Raw genomic sequence first — 18,554 nt, forward strand, 5'->3', positions numbered from 1 at the left:
GCAACGCTCATCGATGGTGTTCCGCTACGTCTACCGCTCTCGCAGCGACTCCTGCTTGTATCGCGCCAGTGGCGACAGAAGGTAGCTGATGATCCTGCGCGTGCCAGTCTTGATTTCGACCGTCACCGCCATTCCGGGGCCGAGCTGGACGAGCTTGTCCTCCACCTGCATGTGCGGACGGTCGAGCGAAATGCGCGCGGCATATTCCAGTTCCTGACCTTTCGGCTCACTGCTGCTCTGCGCTGTACCCGATCCCCGGTCACTCGAGCCGCTCTGTGGCCTGTCGCGCGTGATGGCATCCGACGACACGCTGAGCACGTCGCCATGAAGGAGCCCATAACGCGTGAAGTTGAAGGTGTCGACCTTGATCTCGGCCTTCAGTCCCGGATGAACGAAGCCAATGTCGCGATTGGAGAGCATGGCCTCGATCTCGAGCTGGCTGTCGCTCGGAACTACCACGGCCAGCGCCTGTGCCGGCGTCACCACGCCGCCCACCGTATGAACCGCAAGCTGCTGCACGATGCCGTCGACCGGTGCGGTCAAGCGCTGTAGTTTCGTGCGCCGATCCGCCTTGACCACCTCCTGCGCGGCGTTCGCAGCCTTCTGCTCGGCCTTCGCGAGTGCGTCATAGGTCGTGCGCTGATACTCCGCTGCTGTCCTTTCCTTCGTTTCCTTCAGCAGCGCGGTGGCTGCGTCGGCTTCGAGCAGTCGACTTTGCTGCAAGAGGAAGTCCTGCTGAAGGCCGACCAGTTCCTGGTACTCCGAGAGATAGACGACCTTCGAGGCCAATGCCTTCTCGACGAGGCCCTTGCGGATGTCGACGCGCTCCTGCAGCACCGGTATCGTCGCCTGCAGCTTCGCCGCGCTCGCCGACGTGGTCGCCCGTTCCGCTTCCTTCTGACCTAGCTGGCGCTCGATCTCCGCGAGCTTGGCGTTCTGTTCGGCGCGCTGGCTGATCAGGAACTGGCGATGCATTTCGACCTCGGCGGCGCTTGCGCTCTGCGGCGGCCGGAAGGCGGCGAGCGGATCCGCCGCCAGTGCCGCGCGCAGCCGCGCGACCTCGAGCTCGGCCGCCAGGAGATCGCTCTTCTGGCGCTCCTGGTCGGCTTCCGTCATCGTCGGGTCGAGCTCGATCAGGACGTCACCGGCCTTGACACGCTGTCCGTCGCGAACCTGGATGGCGCGGACAACGCCCGTTTCGAACGGCTGGATCAGCTTTGTGCGCCCACCCGGCACGATCTTGCCTGTCGCGGAAGCGACGATATCGACGCTGCCGAGCGAGGCCCAAGCCAGCGCGACGCAGAAGAGTGCGATGATACTCGCCCCGATCGCACGCCCGATCGGCGACGGAGGCGATTCGGTGATTTCGAGAGCCGCCGGCAGGAACGCAATTTCGCTCTCGCGTCGGCGAACTTCGGCTCTCGGAAATGCAACGACGTTTCGGTTAGCGGACGTCATGGATACCAGCCTGCAAATAGTGAAGGTTCGCGTAACGACCGTTCGTGCGGATCAGCTCATCATGGCTGCCGTCCTCAACGATCCGACCGTGCTCGATCGTGATGATCCGGTTCGCATTGCGCACGGTAGAGAGCCGGTGCGCGATGACGAAGACGGTCCTTCCGGCAGAAATTTGTTTCATGTTCTGCTGGATGGCGCGCTCGCTTTCGTAGTCCAGGGCACTTGTCGCCTCGTCGAAGATGAGGATGCGCGGATCGGTGATAAGTGCGCGCGCGATCGCGATACGCTGGCGCTGCCCGCCGGACAGACTGCTGCCGCGTTCGCCCACCACGGTGTCATATCCCTCGGGCAGCTCAAGGATGAAGTCGTGAGCGCCGGCGAGCGATGCCGCCTCGATGACCCGCTCCATCGGCATGGACGGATCGGCGAGCGCGATGTTCTCGCGAACCGAGCGGTTGAAGAGCACGTTCTCCTGCAGCACGACACCTATCTGTCGTCGCAGCCAGCTCAGATCGACCATCGCGAGATCGACGCCGTCGACCAGCACGCGTCCGCTCTCCGGCACATAGAGGCGCTGGATCAGCTTGGTGATGGTGCTCTTGCCCGAGCCCGAGGAGCCCACGATGCCCACGACCTGGCCGGGCTCGACGCTGAAGGAGACGTTGTGCAGCACCTCGGGACCGTCGATGCGGTAGCGGAAGGTCGCGTGCTCGAATGTGACCTTGCCGCGGATCGCCGGCAGTGCGGCGCGGCCAGGATTGAAGCTCGGCTCGGGTAGGGTGTTGAGGATGTCGCCGAGGCGATCGATCGACAGCCGGGCCTGATGGAAATCCTGCCAGATCTGTGCGAGCCGCAGCACCGGCGTGCTGACGCGCGCGGCCAGCATGTTGAACGCGACGAGCTCGCCGACCGTCAGCTCCCCGCCGATCACCAGCCTGGCGCCGAAGTAAAGGATTGCCGCGATGACCAGCTTGTTGATCATCTGGACTGCCTGGCTCGCCGTGTTGTTCAGGCTGAGCACGCGGAAGCTCGCGGCCACATAGCCGGCAAGTTGCTCCTCCCAGCGGCGTTGCATCTGCGGCTCGACTGCCATGGCCTTCAGGGTTTCGACGCCCGTGACGCTCTCGACCAGGAAGGCCTGATTCTCGGATCCGCGATTGAACTTCTCATCGAGGCGCCGGCGAAACAGTGGCGCAACTCCTGCGGAGATCCCGATATAGAACGGGAAGGACGCCAGGACGATCAGCGTCAACGTAGTCGAGTAGTAGAACATTACCGCAAGGAAAACGACCGTGAAGAGCAGATCGATGACCAGCGTAAGCGCCGAGCTCGTCAGGAACTGGCGGATATTCTCGAGCTCGCGGACGCGTGCCACCGAATCGCCGACGCGGCGGGTCTGGAAATAGGCGATCGGCAGCGCCATCAGGTGACGAAACAGCCGGGCGCCGAGCTCGACGTCGATACGGTTTGTCGTGTGCGCGAATAGATAGACGCGCAGCGTTTCGAGAATGGCCTCGAAGACGGTGAGAGCGACCAGGCCAATGATCAGAACGTCGAGCGTGCTCATGCTTCGATGCACGAGCACCTTGTCGATGACCACCTGGAAGAACAGCGGTGAGACGACGGCAAAGACCTGAATGAAGAAGGAGGCGACCAGCACCTCGCTGAGCAGGCTGCGATACTTGTGGACTGCGCCGACAAACCAGCCGATATCGAAGCGCCGGGAGAGATCCGTGAGGTTCGCGCGCCGGGCCATCAGGATGATGTCGCCGTCCCAGATGGCCTCCAGTTCGTCCTGCGTCATTGTTTCGGGTCGGGGCGACAACGGGCGCTGAACGAGGAGATTGCCGTCGATCACTTTGCCGAGGATCAGAAATCCGCCGTCGCGCAGCACGGCGATTCCCGGCAGCGGAGTAACCGCAAGCCGGCTCCAGCTCGTCCTCTGTACCCGTGCCTTGAGCCCGAAATCCTTGGCACAGCGCAGGATTTCGGTAACACCTACGCGCGCTGCGCCTACCCGATGGCGGATTTGACCCGGGTCGGCCGCGATACCATGGCTACGCAGCAATATCGCCAGCGCAATGAGCGCGGATTCATCGGCATTGTCGGATTCGGTACTCGCCACCGCGAATTCGGTGCTTACCGGCGGGGAAGCAATATCGCCTCGAGCGGCGAAACGTCCACGCATCAAGGTATCGCGGGCTTTCATCAAGGTATCGCGCGTGCGCATCAGGATATCGCCCGTACGCATCAAAGGCCCGAGGGCACGCACCAGGACGTCCCCGGCACGTCGAGCCAAGTCAACTCCGCGGGTGCTGGTGCCGGCGAGTGCATGAAGTGCCCGATTAACGACGGTCTGAGGTCCGGGCAGGATCAAACGGCCGTCCCAGATTTCTTCGAATTCCGCGCGCGTCATCACCCTGGGATTTGACCAGGCCGGATGCAGCACAAGCGCACCCCTGTCGTCGACCTTTCCGAGAAGCAGAAATCCGCCGTCATGCAGCGATGCGATTCCAGGCAGCTGGATGCCCGCAAGTCGCTTCCAATGGGTCGTCCGCGAACCGAGATTGACGCCAAACTCGCGCGCGCAGCGCAGCATTGCGCTGATGCCGATTGCATTGCTTCCGCATCGATCGCGGAGCTGGTCGGGCGCGGCGTTTACGCCGTGAATCCGTAGGAACAGAGCCAGGGCTCGAAACCCCAGATCTGCGGCGTGGGCATTTCCATTCTGGATCGCCATGTCTTTTACTCAACCCTTCGCGGCTACCGACCGCTTCCGATGTTCCTTCTCATGCATTCCCAAATTTCGAAGTCGGCGCACCCGGGCGACGAGCGCCCGGGTGCGGAAGCGGATCAGGCAGGAGGTCTGGTGAGGAACGAATCCTGACCCCAAGTGGTGCCATTCGATGTAGCCGCCACAATCTGACCGGGATCGACCCGGCCGGTATTGGCGGCCATATACTGGTTCAGCAACGCAAAGCTCTGGTTTGCCAGGGACGCTGCGGGACTGCTGGTCGCGGGCGATAGATCGGCCACATTGATCACCTGCGGCGTAGAGGTCGCAACTCCGCCGGCGGCGAAATCCCCGATGCGGCTAAGCAGCGCCGAACCCGGGCTCGTCGAAGACGCTGCGGTCGTGGTGGTCGCAGGTGCTGTGGCCGTGGTGGTCGCCGGAGGAGCATCCGTCACGGAGATCGGCTGCGGCGCCGTCACCGTGCTGATGATCGGGCTCGAGGTAGAGGTCGCAGACGGCGTTACGGTGGAGGTCTGCGGCGTCGTGGTGGTCGCGGACGGAGCATCCGACAGCGTCATCTTCTGCGTCGCGGATGTCGTAATGGCGCCGGTGACCGGGTCCTTGGCGGTTGCCGTCAACCAGATTGTGTCGACCGGATCACGCGAGCCTCGGTAGTAGTTGTGCAGCGTCAGTCCGCTGTCAACCTGCTCCTTGGTCAAGGTGATGTTTCTACCACTGAACGTGTGACCGAGGCCGTCGGTGATCGTCTCGTACGACGCCAAACCCCTGATGTTCACGGTCACCTTGTCGTTGGGATCGGTCGTTGACACCTTCACCCCGAGGCCGATCGTGCCACCCCTGCCGGCCACCGTGAGCGTGGGATCCGCGACGGCGAGAACCGGCGCGACCGAGGATGGAGACGTCGGGGTCGTCGGGTTGGTCGGCGAGGTCGGGGTCGTCGGTGAGATCGGATCGACATCGACCTGGAGACCGGTGAAGGTCTTCAACGCGCCCGAAAGGTTCGCCGCCAGGCCGGATGCATCCTTGATGCTCGCGCCGGTCAAATTGACGCCGGTGATGGCAAGCGCGGCGGTATCGGTGTCGGTCGCCGCGACAGTCGTTTTGAAGGTGAGCGTATTCGAGCCCGTCCCACCCACATAGGTGGCCTTGCCGCCATCATTGAGCGACAGCGTAGGCGTACCGCTGACCGTCACGGCCTCGCTGAAGCCGAGCGTCAACGTGATGGTATCGCCGACATGCTCGATTCCCGTCCCCGGTAAAGCGGAGGCCTGCGTCACTGTCGGCGCGAGGTTTACCGGGGTGGTCGGGTTCGTGGGCGTGGTTGGCGTCGTCGGTACGGTGGGGGCCGGTGCCGACCCGGTCGTGATGTGCAAGTTGCTGAAATCGACCGTCATTGTTTCAGCCGCCGGCGAACGATAGACGCCTTCCTTCCAATAGTAGGATTGCCCGCTCTCGTATCCTATCGACCCGTTATAGTCGACAATCTGGACGCCATCTCTCCAAACATTGAGATAGCCATTTCCGGTATTGTCGAAGTTGACCTGAATGTTCATGTCATAAGAGTGCCCCCGTTGAATGGGGTTTGGATCCGTATAGACCACCTTTGTCGTTGTGCCCGACTGGCCCGGCTCCTGATATCGCAACACGATCCGCATACGCTCGCCGACCATCTCGACAGCGAAGGGAGGCGGACCGTCCGAGGGCGTTTCGTGAAACTGGCTGAGGAGCATCCACGATGCGGTATTCGTGGCGCCGGGTTGCACCGTAAGCTGGTAATCCACGTTTATCTGGGTGTGCTGCGCATACTCCGGCAAAAGCCTGATCTCGGAACGCTCCGCCCCGTTATTCTGCGTAAGGTCGTTCCAGCCGGAAGTGCTCCAATTATCCCCGGAGCGGAGCGAAAATCGAAGCGTGTGGGTATCCGGCGATGTCAGGCTCCATGACTCGTTCGCGTTCTGGACTCCCGCTCTGATCCCATCGATCGTTACGCTGGAACCAGTGGCACCCGAGAACGAATTGATGTTCGGCACGATCGTCGCGCTGAGGGCCGCCGACGCCGGACTCGTGCCGGTTGCATCCGCACTCGTCGCGGTGAAGCTGTGAACGCCATCCGATAATGGCTTGGTTGCAAAGGCCCACGCGCCGCTGCTGTTCGCCGTGGTCGTGCCGAGAAGCGTCGTGCCGTCGAATACGTTTACCGTGCTGTTTGCCCCAGCCGTCCCAGCCACCGTTAGCTCATTGTCGCTGGTGATTCTGTCACCCACAGTGAGGGTATCGGGAGAGATCGACTTGATTACAGGTGCGGAAGCCATTCCGTTATCCTTTTGACGTTGAAGAGGGTATTCCACTGCCGTGCATCACGTAGGCGCACGACATACTGCTGCTCGCAGCGCCTGGCACCGCGAGCACATTTCAAAGCATTGCAGCCTCGAACCGCGAGGATATTTCACTGCCGTGCAGTTGGCGCACGACATACCGCTTGCTCGCGGCGCCTAGCACCACGAACGCATTTCAAAGCATTGCGCCTCGAACCGCGAGGGTATTTCAAAGCAGTGGGATTTCGCCCCCCCGACTGCTGGCTGGCTGGTTAATAAGCAAAAATGGCGAAAAAACTTTCAAAGTATGATTTATACCCATGTATGTGGGCCCAATACGTGCGCATATCGGGTCGATTCAAGGCACACGCGCGATTTTTCCATCAAATTGCTTCGTCGTCAGCGTTGCGGGAGGTCGAAAACGACGGCGCTTCAGATGTGCGAACAGCATCTCGATCTTCTCCCGTTCACGTCGCGACGTCACATAGGCATCGATCCTGGCGATATCGCGTGCGGCGCATTCGTAGATCGAACGCGGGGTCAGCATCTTCGGAGAGCAACGGGGCTCAAGTTCGCGGGCGTCGCAGTTGGGTTTGCTGGCGCGATAAAGCAATGTTGTCCAATCATCCACGAGAGTGTCGGTCGAGGTCAGCTCTTTGCCGGCTGGGCAGATGTAAGTTTCGCGTCGTTGATCGTAGGCGAAGTCTTCTCGCGAAATGTCCCGTCGGCACGGGCCGATTTATCGAACACCGGAATGTGCGGCTCGATCGCCCGCTCGTTTACCAACCAACCCAGCATCTCGGCTGACCCGTAGGCGCTGTCGGCCGCAATGCGTTCGGGAGAGAGCTCAAGGCGTTCTCCGGCGGGCTCTATTCCTGGAGAAGGTCGAGTGTCCGGTACCGCGCCCTCGAGGCCGAACCGGCAGAAGCAGCGGTAGGCCAGCTTCACGTGCACATCTTCGCACAACCGCCGTTCGGAACGGATGCCGCAGCAGTAGCCAACCAGCACCATCTTCACGAGCAGTTCGCGAAGTCTTCGTCAAAGAGCAGCTGTCGTGCCGGATCCATCGAGCGATGCCGATCGTTTGGCTTCCGCAGCGATTGCGGTTGTGGTCGGGCCCGGCGTTCGCGTTGCTTGTATGCCTAGACGGCAGCGATCGAGACCTAGCGCGTCACCGACGTACTCACAATTGGGTACCCACTCAGCCCCTGGTTACAACCCTTCTGCTTACACTTGCCTGGCGGGCGCCAAGGCTATTGTAGCAGGATGAAAATTGCAGTGTTCGGACTTGGTTATGTTGGCATGACGGCGGCCGCCTGCCTCTCCAGGGATGGCCACGAAGTCATTGGTGTTGACGTCAGCGATGAAAAAGTGGCGATCGTCAACGCCGGTAAGTCGCCGATCACGGAGCCCGGTCTCGATGAGCTTGTGGCTCGTGCGATCAGGAAAGGTTTGCTGCGCGCGACGAAGGATGCGAGCCCGCATCTCGACAGTTGCGACATGGCCATAGTCTGTGTGGGAACGCCCAGTGCGCCGGACGGGTCTCACAATATGAGCTTTATTGTGGAGGTCTCCCATCAGATCGCGGAGCTGGTCGGCCCCGCTCGAACGACGACGTTGACGGTCGTATTTCGCTCGACGATGCGACCCGGCACGATCGAGGAGCTGGTGCTCCCGATCTTCGAGGAAGCGTTGAAAGACAGGATGGATCTGGTCGAGCTGGTGTACAACCCTGAGTTTCTGCGTGAATCGGTAGCGATCCAAGACTTCGTCAATCCGCCGAAGATCGTGATTGGGACGAAGGATGGGGGACGGTGCTCAGCTCTTGACGAGTTGAACGCAAGAATAAAGGCGCCCGTCTTCTATACGACTTATCGCGCGGCAGAGATGACGAAGTTCGTCGACAACACGTTTCATGCATTAAAGGTTGCGTTTGCCAACGAAGTTGGTCGCGTTTGCGACAAGCTTAATATCAGCGCAGCCACCGTCCACAACATCTTCGTCGCTGACACGAAGCTCAACATCTCGCCATATTATCTGAGGCCAGGTGGCGCATTCGGCGGCTCATGCCTGCCGAAAGACGTTCGCGCGCTCCAATACATCGCAAGCGATGTGGGGGCACATACCCACCTTGTGGATTCGCTTCTGAGGTCGAATGACGCGCACAAGAATTTTCTGTTTGAGAGTTGCGTGAAAACAGTCCGGGCGGGCGGACAGGTGCTTATGCTGGGGCTCGCCTTCAAGGATAACAGCGACGATCTTCGCGAGAGTCCCAATATCGACTTGGCTCGCAAATTCCTTCAGTCGCATATCGGCTTGTCGATCTACGATCCTCACGTCGAGCCGTCCAAATTATTGGGCCAGAATCTTGGCTATGCGTTCTCGAATTTGCCCGCACTCCGCAAACTGCTGGTCTCAAAGGCGGTCGCCGAGTCGGAGCTGTTCGACCTGGTCATCGACACCAGAGGATGGGCGAAGCAAATGGCGTTACGCACCAGGCGGGTCATCGATGTTAACACACTTTCGTGACGGTCGCGGTGCAAGCCGTCTCGGCCAAGCGGGTCTGGCGCACTCTCTCAAGTCGGCTGGCGTCAAGCGCGAGCTTCACAAATTGGCTGGTTCGGATGCCGCTTCGGCGGATTTGGTTGACGCCGCGCCGGCTGCCCAACCCGGGATCGATGGGTCGGTACGTCGCCGGGTGCTTATGATCGTCGAAAATCTGCCAGTGCCGTTCGACCGCCGGGTGTGGTCGGAGGCCAGCACATTGTCGCGGCATGGCTATGAAGTATCCATAATCTGTCCCAAGGGACCGGGCGCGACCGCGTCGTTTGAAATCATCGACGGAATCGCCGTCTATCGTCACTGGTTGCCGAGAGAAGGACGCGGGGTGCTGGGCTATCTCGCCGAGTACAGCGCGGCACTGTTCTGGGAGTTCGTACTGAGTGTGAAAGTTCTCACCACGCGCGGGTTCGATGTCGTCCACGCTTGCAATCCGCCGGATCTCATTTTCGTGGTTGGTGCATTCCACAAATTTCTATTTGGAAAGTCTTTCATCTTCGATCAGCACGATATCAACCCGGAACTTTATGAAGCAAAATTCGGACATCGTGGCTTTCTCTGGCGGGTTATGGTTCTGCTTGAACGCATTACATTCGCATTGTCTGACGTATCAATAGCGACAAACCAATCATATCGCGCCGTTGCCCTTGAGCGAGGGCGAATGAACCCAGATCGCGTGTTCGTGGTGCGCTCCGGTCCAAACCTTTCGCGCGTTCGGTCACTTCGACCAGACCCGGCCTGGAAGAACGGGCGGAAGTTCCTTGTCGCCTATGTGGGTGTCATCGGAAAACAAGAGGGGATCGATCTGCTACTGGAAGCGATCAGGCACATCCGCAGGAGACGAAACCGCGATGACGTCCAGTTCGTCATTGTCGGGAGCGGGCCGGAGCTGGAGGAGGTCAAGAAACTTGCAACGGCCTTTGAGCTGGACGATTTGGTCACGTTCACCGGCCGTGTTGATGATGCAACCTTGTTCACAATACTCTCGACAGCAGACGTCTGCGTGAATCCCGATCGCCCCAACGCGATGAACGACAAATCAACGATGAACAAGATCATGGAGTACATGGCGCTGGGTAAGCCTATTGTCCAGTTTGACCTCACCGAGGGGCGCGTTTCGGCCGGAGAGGCATCGTTATATGCACGGAATACCGATACGGCGGACTTCGGCGACAAGGTATTGGAGCTTGTAGATGATCCGGTGCGGCGTGACCGTATGGGCGCATTCGGCCGGAAGAGGATCCATGACGAGCTTGCCTGGGACCACGAGACGGCAAATCTCCTGGGCGCGTATGAGAAAGCATTCAATCTAAGATTTTCACCAGGCCGCCAGCGACGCGCTGCCGTACCCGAATTGAGCCGACACGATAGCCCGGGCTGATGCCGGCGCTCTCGCTACGGGCAACCATTCCTTCGGTCGTCTGGCCTTGTTCGTCTTGATTGATGGCTTCATCGTAGCGGTGCCCAGAACGAGCATATGTCGGCTATCGTTTGATTGCCGTCCAGATAGGGCATATTAGCCATGTGTGGGATATTTGGATGGGTTCTTGGGGCAGGGAAGCATCAGGATCGCAAGACGCTTATCAGTCTTACCGATCTGATGTTTCACCGGGGACCTGACGGCTCGGGCTACTGGCTTCACGAGACGTCCGATGAGCGATTTCAGATCGGCTTCGGCCACCGCCGGCTTTCGATTATTGACATCGGTGGCGGCGCGCAACCAATGACGAGTGAAGATGGCCGCTTCTCGTTAATCTTCAACGGCGAAATCTATAATTACATTGAACTGCGGCAGGAACTCGTTGCCCTCGGCCATCGGTTTCGCACGAACTCGGACACCGAGGTGCTTATCGAAGCATATCGCGCCTGGCAACTCGACGCAGTACGAAGATTCCGCGGCATGTTCGGCTTTGCGCTGTGGGATGAACGAGAGCAGCGGCTAATACTTGCCCGCGATGCTTTCGGAAAAAAACCACTGTTTCTCGCCGAGATGCAGGGTGTTCTTCTCTTCGGCTCGGAGATTGAGCCGCTCGTTCAGTTTTCGGGCTTCAACCGGACGTTCGATTCCGAAGCGCTCGGCCACTATCTTCTTAATCGATATGTTCCGGGACCTTCCACGTTCTTCGATGCGGTGAAGAAGCTGCAGCCTGGCCACTATGCCGTATGGCAGGGCGGAACGCTGAAAACGACACGCTACTTTACGCCGCCAGTTGCGACGACAGTGCCGGACATCAAGTCTTTCGATGATGCAGTGCGTTTGTTCGAAGAGACATTCGATGAGGCCGTTCGCATTCGCATGCGTAGCGACGCGCCGTTCGGCGCCTATCTTTCGGGTGGTATCGACTCGTCGGCGGTCGTGGCAACCATGGTTAAGCATAGCGCGGAGCCTGTACGAACGTTCTCGGTAGGCTTTCGCGAAGGGGAGTATTCGGAGCTCGATCATGCGCGCGTCATTGCAGGTCGGTTTGCTACCGTTCACAATGAACTATTCGTCGAACCCGACGCCTTCATGAAGCATTGGTCGACCGCCGTATTGCGTCGTGGTGCTCCCGTCAGTGAGGCATCCGACGTCCCGATCTTCATGCTTTCGGAGATGGCCTCCAGGAGCGTGAAGATGGTACTCACGGGAGAAGGCGCCGATGAGTTGATGGGTGGATATCCAAAGCATCGGGCTGAGCAGTGGATAGGTCTGTACCAATGGCTGATGCCGCACCTGTTGCACGAACGGCTGATCTACCCGCTGGTGCGTTCATTGCCCTATGGGATGCGGCGTGTGAAGATCCTTGCATTGGCCGCGGGCGAGCGCGACCTTGTGAACCGCATGCGAGTATGGTTCGGCGGCCTTTCGGTTGGTGAAAGCGAAGCAATGCTGGGTCGGCTCCTCTCGGCAACGCCGCCTGATCTCTTCCCATATTCGTCGGGGGCAGAATCTAGCCTGCGGCGTACATTATTCTTCGATCAGACATCATGGCTTCCAGACAACCTGTTGGAACGCGGCGATCGAATGATGATGGCGGGGTCGATCGAGGGCCGGATGCCATTTATGGATACGATGCTGGCCAGCGTCGTAGCGCGTTTCCCGGACGAATTTCTGACGGGAGGCAAGGGCGGCAAGACGGTGCTGCGCGCGGCAATGGACAAGATCCTGCCACCGGAAATCGTACGGCGGAGAAAGGTTGGATTCCGTGTACCGATTGGAGAATGGTTCAGAGGCCCTTACCGTGATTTCGTACAGGACATGCTAGTGAGTGAAGCGTCCAGCGTAGCGAAAATGATAAGCGGCCCCAAGCTTCGCAGGCTTGTAACAGAGCACCTCAACGGTCGACAGAACCACGAAAGAATTCTTTGGTCACTGACAAATCTCGAGATCTTCTTGCGTACCTTCAGGATAGCAACGTGAAAATGAAACCGTCTGCCGCGCCTGGGCAATCGAGTTACTTTCGACGCTGGCTCGCGTCGGCGCTACGCACCTGGCATGGCGTTGGACCTGAATAGCTGGCTCGGAATTTAGCGAATGGGCAGCCTTACACTCCGCCGTATCACCCGCCCCACAGGTATTCCAGCGGATTCTATCGGAGTGTCAGGCCTTCTTCCCCATAACGTAGACACATGGGAAAAGGATTGAATGCATTCCAGTCAAGCTCAACCCTGTTGCAAGTCTTCCGTAAAGCCTCGAATAGTACTGATCGGAGACAGAGATAGGATTGCCGCCAAACGCCGCAGAACATAGATCGAAGAGCTCTTGTTGCGTGAAACCTGCATGAGCGCCGGCTTCATTGCTCCACTCGCCTTTCAAGCGTTTCTTGAAATCAGCGAAGTTCCACAAGATCTTATCTTTCATCGAGGTTGCTGAGCCCACGTAGCCGATCAGCCGACGCTTGTTTGGAGTGCCGATTAGATAAGTTCCACCTGATCGCAAAACACGAGCCATCTCTGCGAGTGCTTTTTCGGGATGAGGAATGTGCTCTAGAGCATGGAATGAGAAAACAAAATCAAAAGCACCATCGGGGAACTGGAGCTCTCTGGCGTCCATTTCAAATAGTCTTGCCGGCGCGGATCCAGCATGATCGAACGAGAACTCACCTCCGATATCGATCCCCACTGTCTTGGACTTAAGTCCTCGTGCGAGAAGACCTGCTTCACGCCCTGATCCGCAACCGACAACGAGTATGTCGTCTATTGGCATGCGGATTTTGTCTTTTATGATATCGACAAGAGCTAAGCTCTTGCTAGCCTCCCGTGCACGGTAGACTGGATCAATATCGTGTTCCGACATGGCGAGTCCGGACATGCTGAACAAACCCCTTCATGCGATCAGGCGTCGGTTCCTCTTTGGCCACCAGCGGAACGTTTCGTGAAGCATCCCATTCGACGCGTGCAGGTTCCGGGAAGGCAAAAGGATCACCTGAATACTGGTACGTAACTCTATTCCGTAAATCGCGGGGCGGCTAAAACCCTTTCTGATTACCCCTTCGTGGCAACCGTTGCCGTGCGTGTCGTGTTTCCATACGTGGCGGAGTGGGTCTAAATCGGTTGGTTATCGTACGGCAGCAACCATCAACAATATGAGGGGCGGCCTCCTCGCTGAGTGGTCGGAGCGAGTCCATCAGAATAAGCACCAATCCAGCTGCGTTCGAACGCAGTATTGTTGAGGCTCCTACACGACGCAAATTGTGATCGTCGAGGGACTTTCTAGAAGACCTTCAAAAAGAATCTGATCCGTAGGGAGGCGCACGCCGAAGGACGGTGACAGCCAGCCAATGCCTGTTGTTTCATCGCCGCGTACAATCCTGGCTCTTAGCGGACCAGTGCTTGCGATCCGTGCGACGTGACCTTCGTTGTTGACAATCAGGACCTCCCTGCGATCCGTATCGACCGTTGATCGGCAGGAAGGGTCGAGCAGGAAAGATACGGTAACGTCTTTATCGGCAGTGGCCCCGATAAGTTCATCAATGATCGTGAAGCGAGAAGCGCCGTCAAACTGCACCGTTCGCCGGTGTACAAGACCGTATTGTGCGAGGTAGCCATCATGCTCCGCGGCAATACGCGAAACCGGGGCGCTTTCGGACGAAACCAGGCGCGCGTTGGCCTTGGTCGCCCAATTGAATGGACCTGAAGGGCGACTTGATCCGGTGCCGTCAAGAGTCAAAGTGTTATGAACTGAGGTATGCCTGAACAGATCGCGCAGATCCCTGCTCGAATGATACAGGTATGTTCCAGCGTCAACGATGACAGGCTGGTTGCCTGCCGATAGCCAGATGGCGAGGGTGTCGGCGTGGCCATGGGCGGCGATCGACAAGTAGCCGACTGGCCCATGATCAAACGTCAGAACTGTAGGTGCCTTGTGGCTGCTTCGGATTACCGAATAACCCCCGCTCGTAAATGAACGTACTCCAAACGGTTGTGCTGGTGATACCTTGGCGGATCCCAGAACTGCATCGCGAATACTTGGGTCCTTGGCTGGTGGAGCGAGATCCGGGCGGCCTACGCAGTCCGAAACTACCGCGACAAGGGACGCGACGTACTTTGGCTCGGGCGCTTGCGTCGTCGCGATCACACGGCAATCGTCGAAATCGCCGATCGCAGGTACTCTTGCGTCGGCGTCCATCAGCCAAAGAGAATGCTCAGCCCACGCCGAGAGCCGGTCCATGGTAGCTGCCGGCAGGTTGCGTTCGTATCCAAGTGCAGTGGCCGCAACGAGGAACAACTCGATCGAGAATGCAGTATAGCCGGGAGATTGTTCGGCACCCACGCCATCCGGACGAATTTGCTGATCGATCTCGACGAGCAGCGCGCGCCAGCTATTCTCGCGCAATGTGACTGCACCGGGAAACCCTGGAGCCATCGTCGAACCGACGATCAGTCCTGCAAGTTCGGCAATCCGGTGATTATTCGCGGAAGAATGCAGCGATGGAAATCGCCTGATCCAGTCCACATGTGCAAAGAAGAAACGAAGCGCCGCACTGCGCGTGGCGGGGTCAAGGCGTTCTATCCCAATGATGGAAAGCGTGAGGGCAACGGAAATGGTGCGAAGCGCGAGTTCAATTCCGGAGTTCCAGGTTGGGCCACGAAAAGGTGGATTGCCCTCCATCCATGACCTGATCAGACCAATAGCCAAGAGGGTAGGCTGCTGATCATTCCTAAGCACTGCATCGGCGGCAAGCGGGACTAAAAATTGCAGCCGATTGAGCTCCCAGATGCGCTTTATCTCTCGCGTGCCTATGGCATGTCGGAAAGAAATGTCGAAGGTGAAGGCGTCCCATTGCGGAAATGGTTGGCCATCGTCGGGATCAATGCGCCAGAATCCGGGGTCAGCCGGCATGACAGGCGGCTCTGGCCATCGTGCACCGAGGAGATGAAAACAACCTGTGCGGACGTAGTCGGATTCGCGTGCGATGAGCGCAGAGATATCCGGCGGAGCGGCGCGAATCCGGGAGGCGACGCCGGGCGTCATCGCCAACGAACCAACTGGCTCAACTGCCTCCCAGCCGCGACTACGCTGACGAGAAGCCTGCTTGGCGGCAGCCTCAACTAGCCGGTGAGCAATCTCCGCCGGGGCCATTGCTGCAAGACGGGCGTGATACCAAGCTAACCGGTGCAGAACGGGTCTCGACAGCAGTTTCAGATCATTGATGCTTTTCATGTCGACTGCTGCGACCACCGACCATCCATTTGTGCAACTACTATAGTTGATACCGTTTCGCCTTGAAATACGTGACTGACCGGGCGCCGCGAATACTCGCAGTGCGTCATGGCCCCCGCTCACGGTGATGCCAGCCCAATGCGACCAAAGCAAAAAAAGTGCTCGGTGACTGAAGCCCATTGTTGCGCTGCAGAACACCGGAAAAGGAGCTATGCGAGGTTTGGGTGACGAGGCGATCAGGCGGCGTGGCTTGCCGGCATCTGGATGACCTCGATGCCATCGTTCGATCCGACAACCCGCGATCGCTTCGGGCTAGCGGAACGGAACAATGTTGGTAGTCCTTCATGGCGTATCGCTCTGCTCGAGAGGTTGTGGCAGACTCCACGCTCGCCTCGATACGCCGTCTCCCGGTAGCAATTGCCAGCAAAAACTCATAAAAGATAACCAGAACTTGAAAGTTGCGACCCCCTAGGGAGCGCCCGCGGATGTTTGTGAACGCGCTGTTCTTCTTCCTTATGTTTAGGTGCGCCGCCGATATTCTTAGTCCCGAGGACAAGGGAACAGTGGTGGTGGCTCTTTATGTCGTTTTGGCGTTAGGGCTGACGACCATAAAGATTGCTCTATCTGGAACCACTCGCGGGGACATGGCTATTTGCCTTGCCGTTTTCTGGCTGGTGATAGTCAACCTGCTCTGGATACCTGCAGCAGCCACCCCGCAACTCTATTTTTCTGTAACAGTCCTGTTGCCGATCATATTCCTGCTGTTCTTGTCGCGATGCGAGCCGTCAATCTTTGTCGTTTTACGCAAGCGGGCTTTGATATTTGGCACACCCTTGTTGTGCGGGCTATTGCTCATTTTCTTTCTGCGCGAGGGCGGGCTCGACGCAGATCTGTTGACCAGCCTCAATGAGCAACCTTTCCATGTCGTCGCCCAGACGATAGCCAAGTTTTCAATTTTGATCATCAATCAATGGATCGGCTTTCCGATCGTTGCATTGATCTTGCTAACCGCCTTTAACGTCCGATCCGCCCTCCTGGGTTTCCTTCTGGCATTCTTGATCAAGAAATACAGCTCGTTCAACTTGAGAGCGTTTCTGGTGACGCTTGTAGTTTCGGGCGCCTGTATCGCCTTTCTTCTGTCGAACTCCGAACTGATGGACGCCTTCCTCCAACGAATTCTCTATCGAGATCGAGATTTCTTTGAGCAGGACACCACCAATTTGACGAGCGGGCGCGACGAAATCTGGCTCTACTATGGTCAAATGCTGGAAAAGTCATCGTTGTTGGAGTTGCTGTTCGGGCGTGGTGCGATCTGGCTATATGGATCCTTCCCGTTGTCTGCTCATAACGACCTTCTCAACTTGATGGTTTGTTACGGACTCGCCGGCACAACAGCCGTCCTCTATGCATGGTATGTGATCCTGTCGCGCCTGGATCCTGAATACAGGATGCCCTGCATTGCGTTATTCCTCGTGCTCTTTTTCACGAACGGTGTGATATTCCATCAGTCCAATCTGTTGTTCGTGCTTTTCATGGCCGGGAAAAGACAGAAGGAGCTATCCGGGGTCGTGGTTGATGAGGTGATCAGGCAGCCTGGTTTGCCGGCACGTGGATGACCTCGATGCTGTCGTTGAATGTGACATACGATGAGCTCCGGCAATCGATTTGTGACTTTGAGCCACCGAAGTCTTTGATGCGGCGATCATCGGCTTGAACACCGTCGGCCTTGCGGCGGTCTGCGACAACGCGCTTTGGTCCGCCGCCACATTTCACATGCATTCGTCATCGGGGGACAGTCGCCTTGGTCCCACAGGGCGCGCCGTCTCCGCAGGGAAATCCATCCCATATTTCGATGTCGTCTACCCACTGATACAACGGCAGAGTTCCACCAGCATAGACTTGCGTTAGCATAATCCGGTCTATGGGATCGTTTCCGCCAAGCAATGGTCCGAAGCGATCGAACACTATCTGTCCATTGATGGCTTGCCATGCGCGACCGTCGCCTTGAGAACTCCGGTGCCAAAAAAATTCGAACCTGAACCATTCCCCGATCGGCACCGGAGCGGTGCGGTTCGCAATTTGCCAGAAATCCTTGGTCATACCACCCGAAAGATCGTCCGTTTTCAGATACCAGTAAGGCTTATTCATACTGTCGGTGCAGATATAAGTAATCAGCCTCTGCTGTGCATTGGTCTTCCATTCGAAGAGCACCCACCAGCTGTTGGGCCCAAGCCGTTCCAGAAGGTCAGGCTGAAGTTTGATCCATTGGCTGACGTAAAGGTCGCCTTGCAAAGCGGTGGTGGAGGGCGTGAGAAGGTACGGGGTTTGTGTTGAACTGCCGCCGTGCTTCCGTACCTCACTATACAGAACCGAGGTTGGCCGACCGTGAGGCCCCATGACTCTTTGGAGTTCATTAAAGACATACGTGCCGACCGTGTCTGGCGTAACTGGCGTGTCGGCGAGTAGTTGAAGCTTTGCGCCGCCCTGCCAAATCTCGGGTGGCCAGCTATAGCCGGTCACTGAACCAGAACCCTTGATGTCCTGCCAACATGATGTTTCACAATCATAAGGTTCACCCAACAGCAGGTTCCCCTCGAAGCTCGACTTGAAAAGAAGCTGGGGGGCATCGCTGGGCGACGCCGGTCCAAGGACAAGAAGGAGAGGACTCAAGCCCAAACAGATGCGGGCGATCAAGCCAAGTTTTAGCGAACTGACCGTCCGTGAGAGTAATCCTGACCCATCAAACTGGTTCACGCTGAGAGCAATTTCGTCCGGCATCCTGAACCTGCTAGTGTACGCCTTTGCGAGTCCGAAAACGTCGATA

General features: G+C 58.0%; 10 protein-coding genes and 1 pseudogene. 4 read left to right on the forward strand and 7 right to left on the reverse strand.

Annotation, left to right across the window (positions count from 1 at the left end):
• Window positions 1-30: 30 nt before the first annotated feature.
• The 4 genes and pseudogenes from JQ567_RS14950 to JQ567_RS38160 form a co-directional block, all read right to left on the reverse strand.
• Window positions 31-1,458: an HlyD family type I secretion periplasmic adaptor subunit gene (locus tag JQ567_RS14950; protein ID WP_212439528.1), complete on the reverse strand. Its 1,428-nt coding sequence runs from the start codon at window positions 1,456-1,458 to the stop codon at window positions 31-33.
• Window positions 1,445-4,198: a type I secretion system permease/ATPase gene (locus tag JQ567_RS14955; protein ID WP_212439529.1), complete on the reverse strand. Its 2,754-nt coding sequence runs from the start codon at window positions 4,196-4,198 to the stop codon at window positions 1,445-1,447. Before JQ567_RS14955 ends, JQ567_RS14950 begins: the two co-directional genes overlap by 14 nt.
• Before the next feature lie 113 nt (window positions 4,199-4,311).
• Window positions 4,312-6,561: a heparin lyase I family protein gene (locus JQ567_RS14960; protein WP_212439530.1), complete on the reverse strand. Its 2,250-nt coding sequence runs from the start codon at window positions 6,559-6,561 to the stop codon at window positions 4,312-4,314.
• Between the two features lie 394 nt (window positions 6,562-6,955).
• Window positions 6,956-7,554 (reverse strand): annotated as a pseudogene (locus JQ567_RS38160) (transposase); the annotation flags it as partial.
• Window positions 7,555-7,794: 240 nt separating this feature from the next.
• Between JQ567_RS38160 and JQ567_RS14975 the strand changes: the two are divergent.
• The 3 genes from JQ567_RS14975 (at window position 7,795) to asnB (ending at window position 12,487) form a co-directional block, all read left to right on the forward strand.
• Window positions 7,795-9,057 carry a nucleotide sugar dehydrogenase gene (locus JQ567_RS14975; RefSeq protein ID WP_212439533.1) on the forward strand — a complete coding sequence of 421 codons (1,263 nt, stop codon included), beginning with the start codon at window positions 7,795-7,797 and terminating at the stop codon, window positions 9,055-9,057.
• The gene (locus JQ567_RS14980; protein ID WP_212439534.1) at window positions 9,038-10,468 is read left to right on the forward strand and encodes a glycosyltransferase family 4 protein; all 1,431 of its coding nucleotides are present in this window, start codon (window positions 9,038-9,040) and stop codon (window positions 10,466-10,468) included. Before JQ567_RS14975 ends, JQ567_RS14980 begins: the two co-directional genes overlap by 20 nt.
• A 141-nt stretch (window positions 10,469-10,609) precedes the next feature.
• On the forward strand, window positions 10,610-12,487 hold the full coding sequence (gene asnB, locus JQ567_RS14985) for an asparagine synthase (glutamine-hydrolyzing) (protein ID WP_212439535.1): 1,878 nt from the start codon (window positions 10,610-10,612) through the stop codon (window positions 12,485-12,487).
• Between the two features lie 180 nt (window positions 12,488-12,667).
• On the opposite strand, the gene JQ567_RS14990 is transcribed toward asnB, so the two are convergent.
• On the reverse strand, window positions 12,668-13,378 hold the full coding sequence (locus tag JQ567_RS14990; protein ID WP_212439536.1) for a bifunctional 2-polyprenyl-6-hydroxyphenol methylase/3-demethylubiquinol 3-O-methyltransferase UbiG: 711 nt from the start codon (window positions 13,376-13,378) through the stop codon (window positions 12,668-12,670).
• Window positions 13,379-13,744: 366 nt separating this feature from the next.
• Window positions 13,745-15,730: an alginate lyase family protein gene (locus JQ567_RS14995; RefSeq protein WP_212439537.1), complete on the reverse strand. Its 1,986-nt coding sequence runs from the start codon at window positions 15,728-15,730 to the stop codon at window positions 13,745-13,747.
• A gap of 485 nt (window positions 15,731-16,215) precedes the next feature.
• On the opposite strand from JQ567_RS14995, the gene JQ567_RS15000 reads away from it, so the two are divergent.
• Window positions 16,216-17,346 (forward strand): hypothetical protein, encoded by a 1,131-nt coding sequence (locus JQ567_RS15000; protein WP_212439538.1) that lies wholly within the window; start codon window positions 16,216-16,218, stop codon window positions 17,344-17,346.
• A gap of 166 nt (window positions 17,347-17,512) precedes the next feature.
• Here the strand turns inward: JQ567_RS15000 and JQ567_RS15005 are convergent, their stop codons facing one another.
• Entirely contained in the window at window positions 17,513-18,508 is a 996-nt protein-coding gene (locus JQ567_RS15005; RefSeq protein WP_212439539.1) for a hypothetical protein, read from the reverse strand.
• Window positions 18,509-18,554: the final 46 nt, after the last annotated feature.

The sequence above is a fragment of the Bradyrhizobium sp. AUGA SZCCT0431 genome (assembly GCF_018131065.1).
Classification (GTDB): Bacteria; Pseudomonadota; Alphaproteobacteria; order Rhizobiales; family Xanthobacteraceae; genus Bradyrhizobium.

What these genes read in the sequence shown, in the direction of transcription:
- JQ567_RS14950 (WP_212439528.1), bottom strand. Translation starts at nt 1,458, where the DNA reads ATGACGTCCGCTAACCGAAACGTCGTTGCATTTCCGAGAGCCGAAGTT.
- JQ567_RS14955 (WP_212439529.1), bottom strand. Translation starts at nt 4,198, where the DNA reads ATGGCGATCCAGAATGGAAATGCCCACGCCGCAGATCTGGGGTTTCGA.
- JQ567_RS14975 (WP_212439533.1), top strand. Translation starts at nt 7,795, where the DNA reads ATGAAAATTGCAGTGTTCGGACTTGGTTATGTTGGCATGACGGCGGCC.
- JQ567_RS14980 (WP_212439534.1), top strand. Translation starts at nt 9,038, where the DNA reads ATGTTAACACACTTTCGTGACGGTCGCGGTGCAAGCCGTCTCGGCCAA.
- asnB (WP_212439535.1), top strand. Translation starts at nt 10,610, where the DNA reads ATGTGTGGGATATTTGGATGGGTTCTTGGGGCAGGGAAGCATCAGGAT.
- JQ567_RS14990 (WP_212439536.1), bottom strand. Translation starts at nt 13,378, where the DNA reads ATGTCCGGACTCGCCATGTCGGAACACGATATTGATCCAGTCTACCGT.
- JQ567_RS14995 (WP_212439537.1), bottom strand. Translation starts at nt 15,730, where the DNA reads ATGAAAAGCATCAATGATCTGAAACTGCTGTCGAGACCCGTTCTGCAC.
- JQ567_RS15000 (WP_212439538.1), top strand. Translation starts at nt 16,216, where the DNA reads ATGTTTGTGAACGCGCTGTTCTTCTTCCTTATGTTTAGGTGCGCCGCC.
- JQ567_RS15005 (WP_212439539.1), bottom strand. Translation starts at nt 18,508, where the DNA reads ATGCCGGACGAAATTGCTCTCAGCGTGAACCAGTTTGATGGGTCAGGA.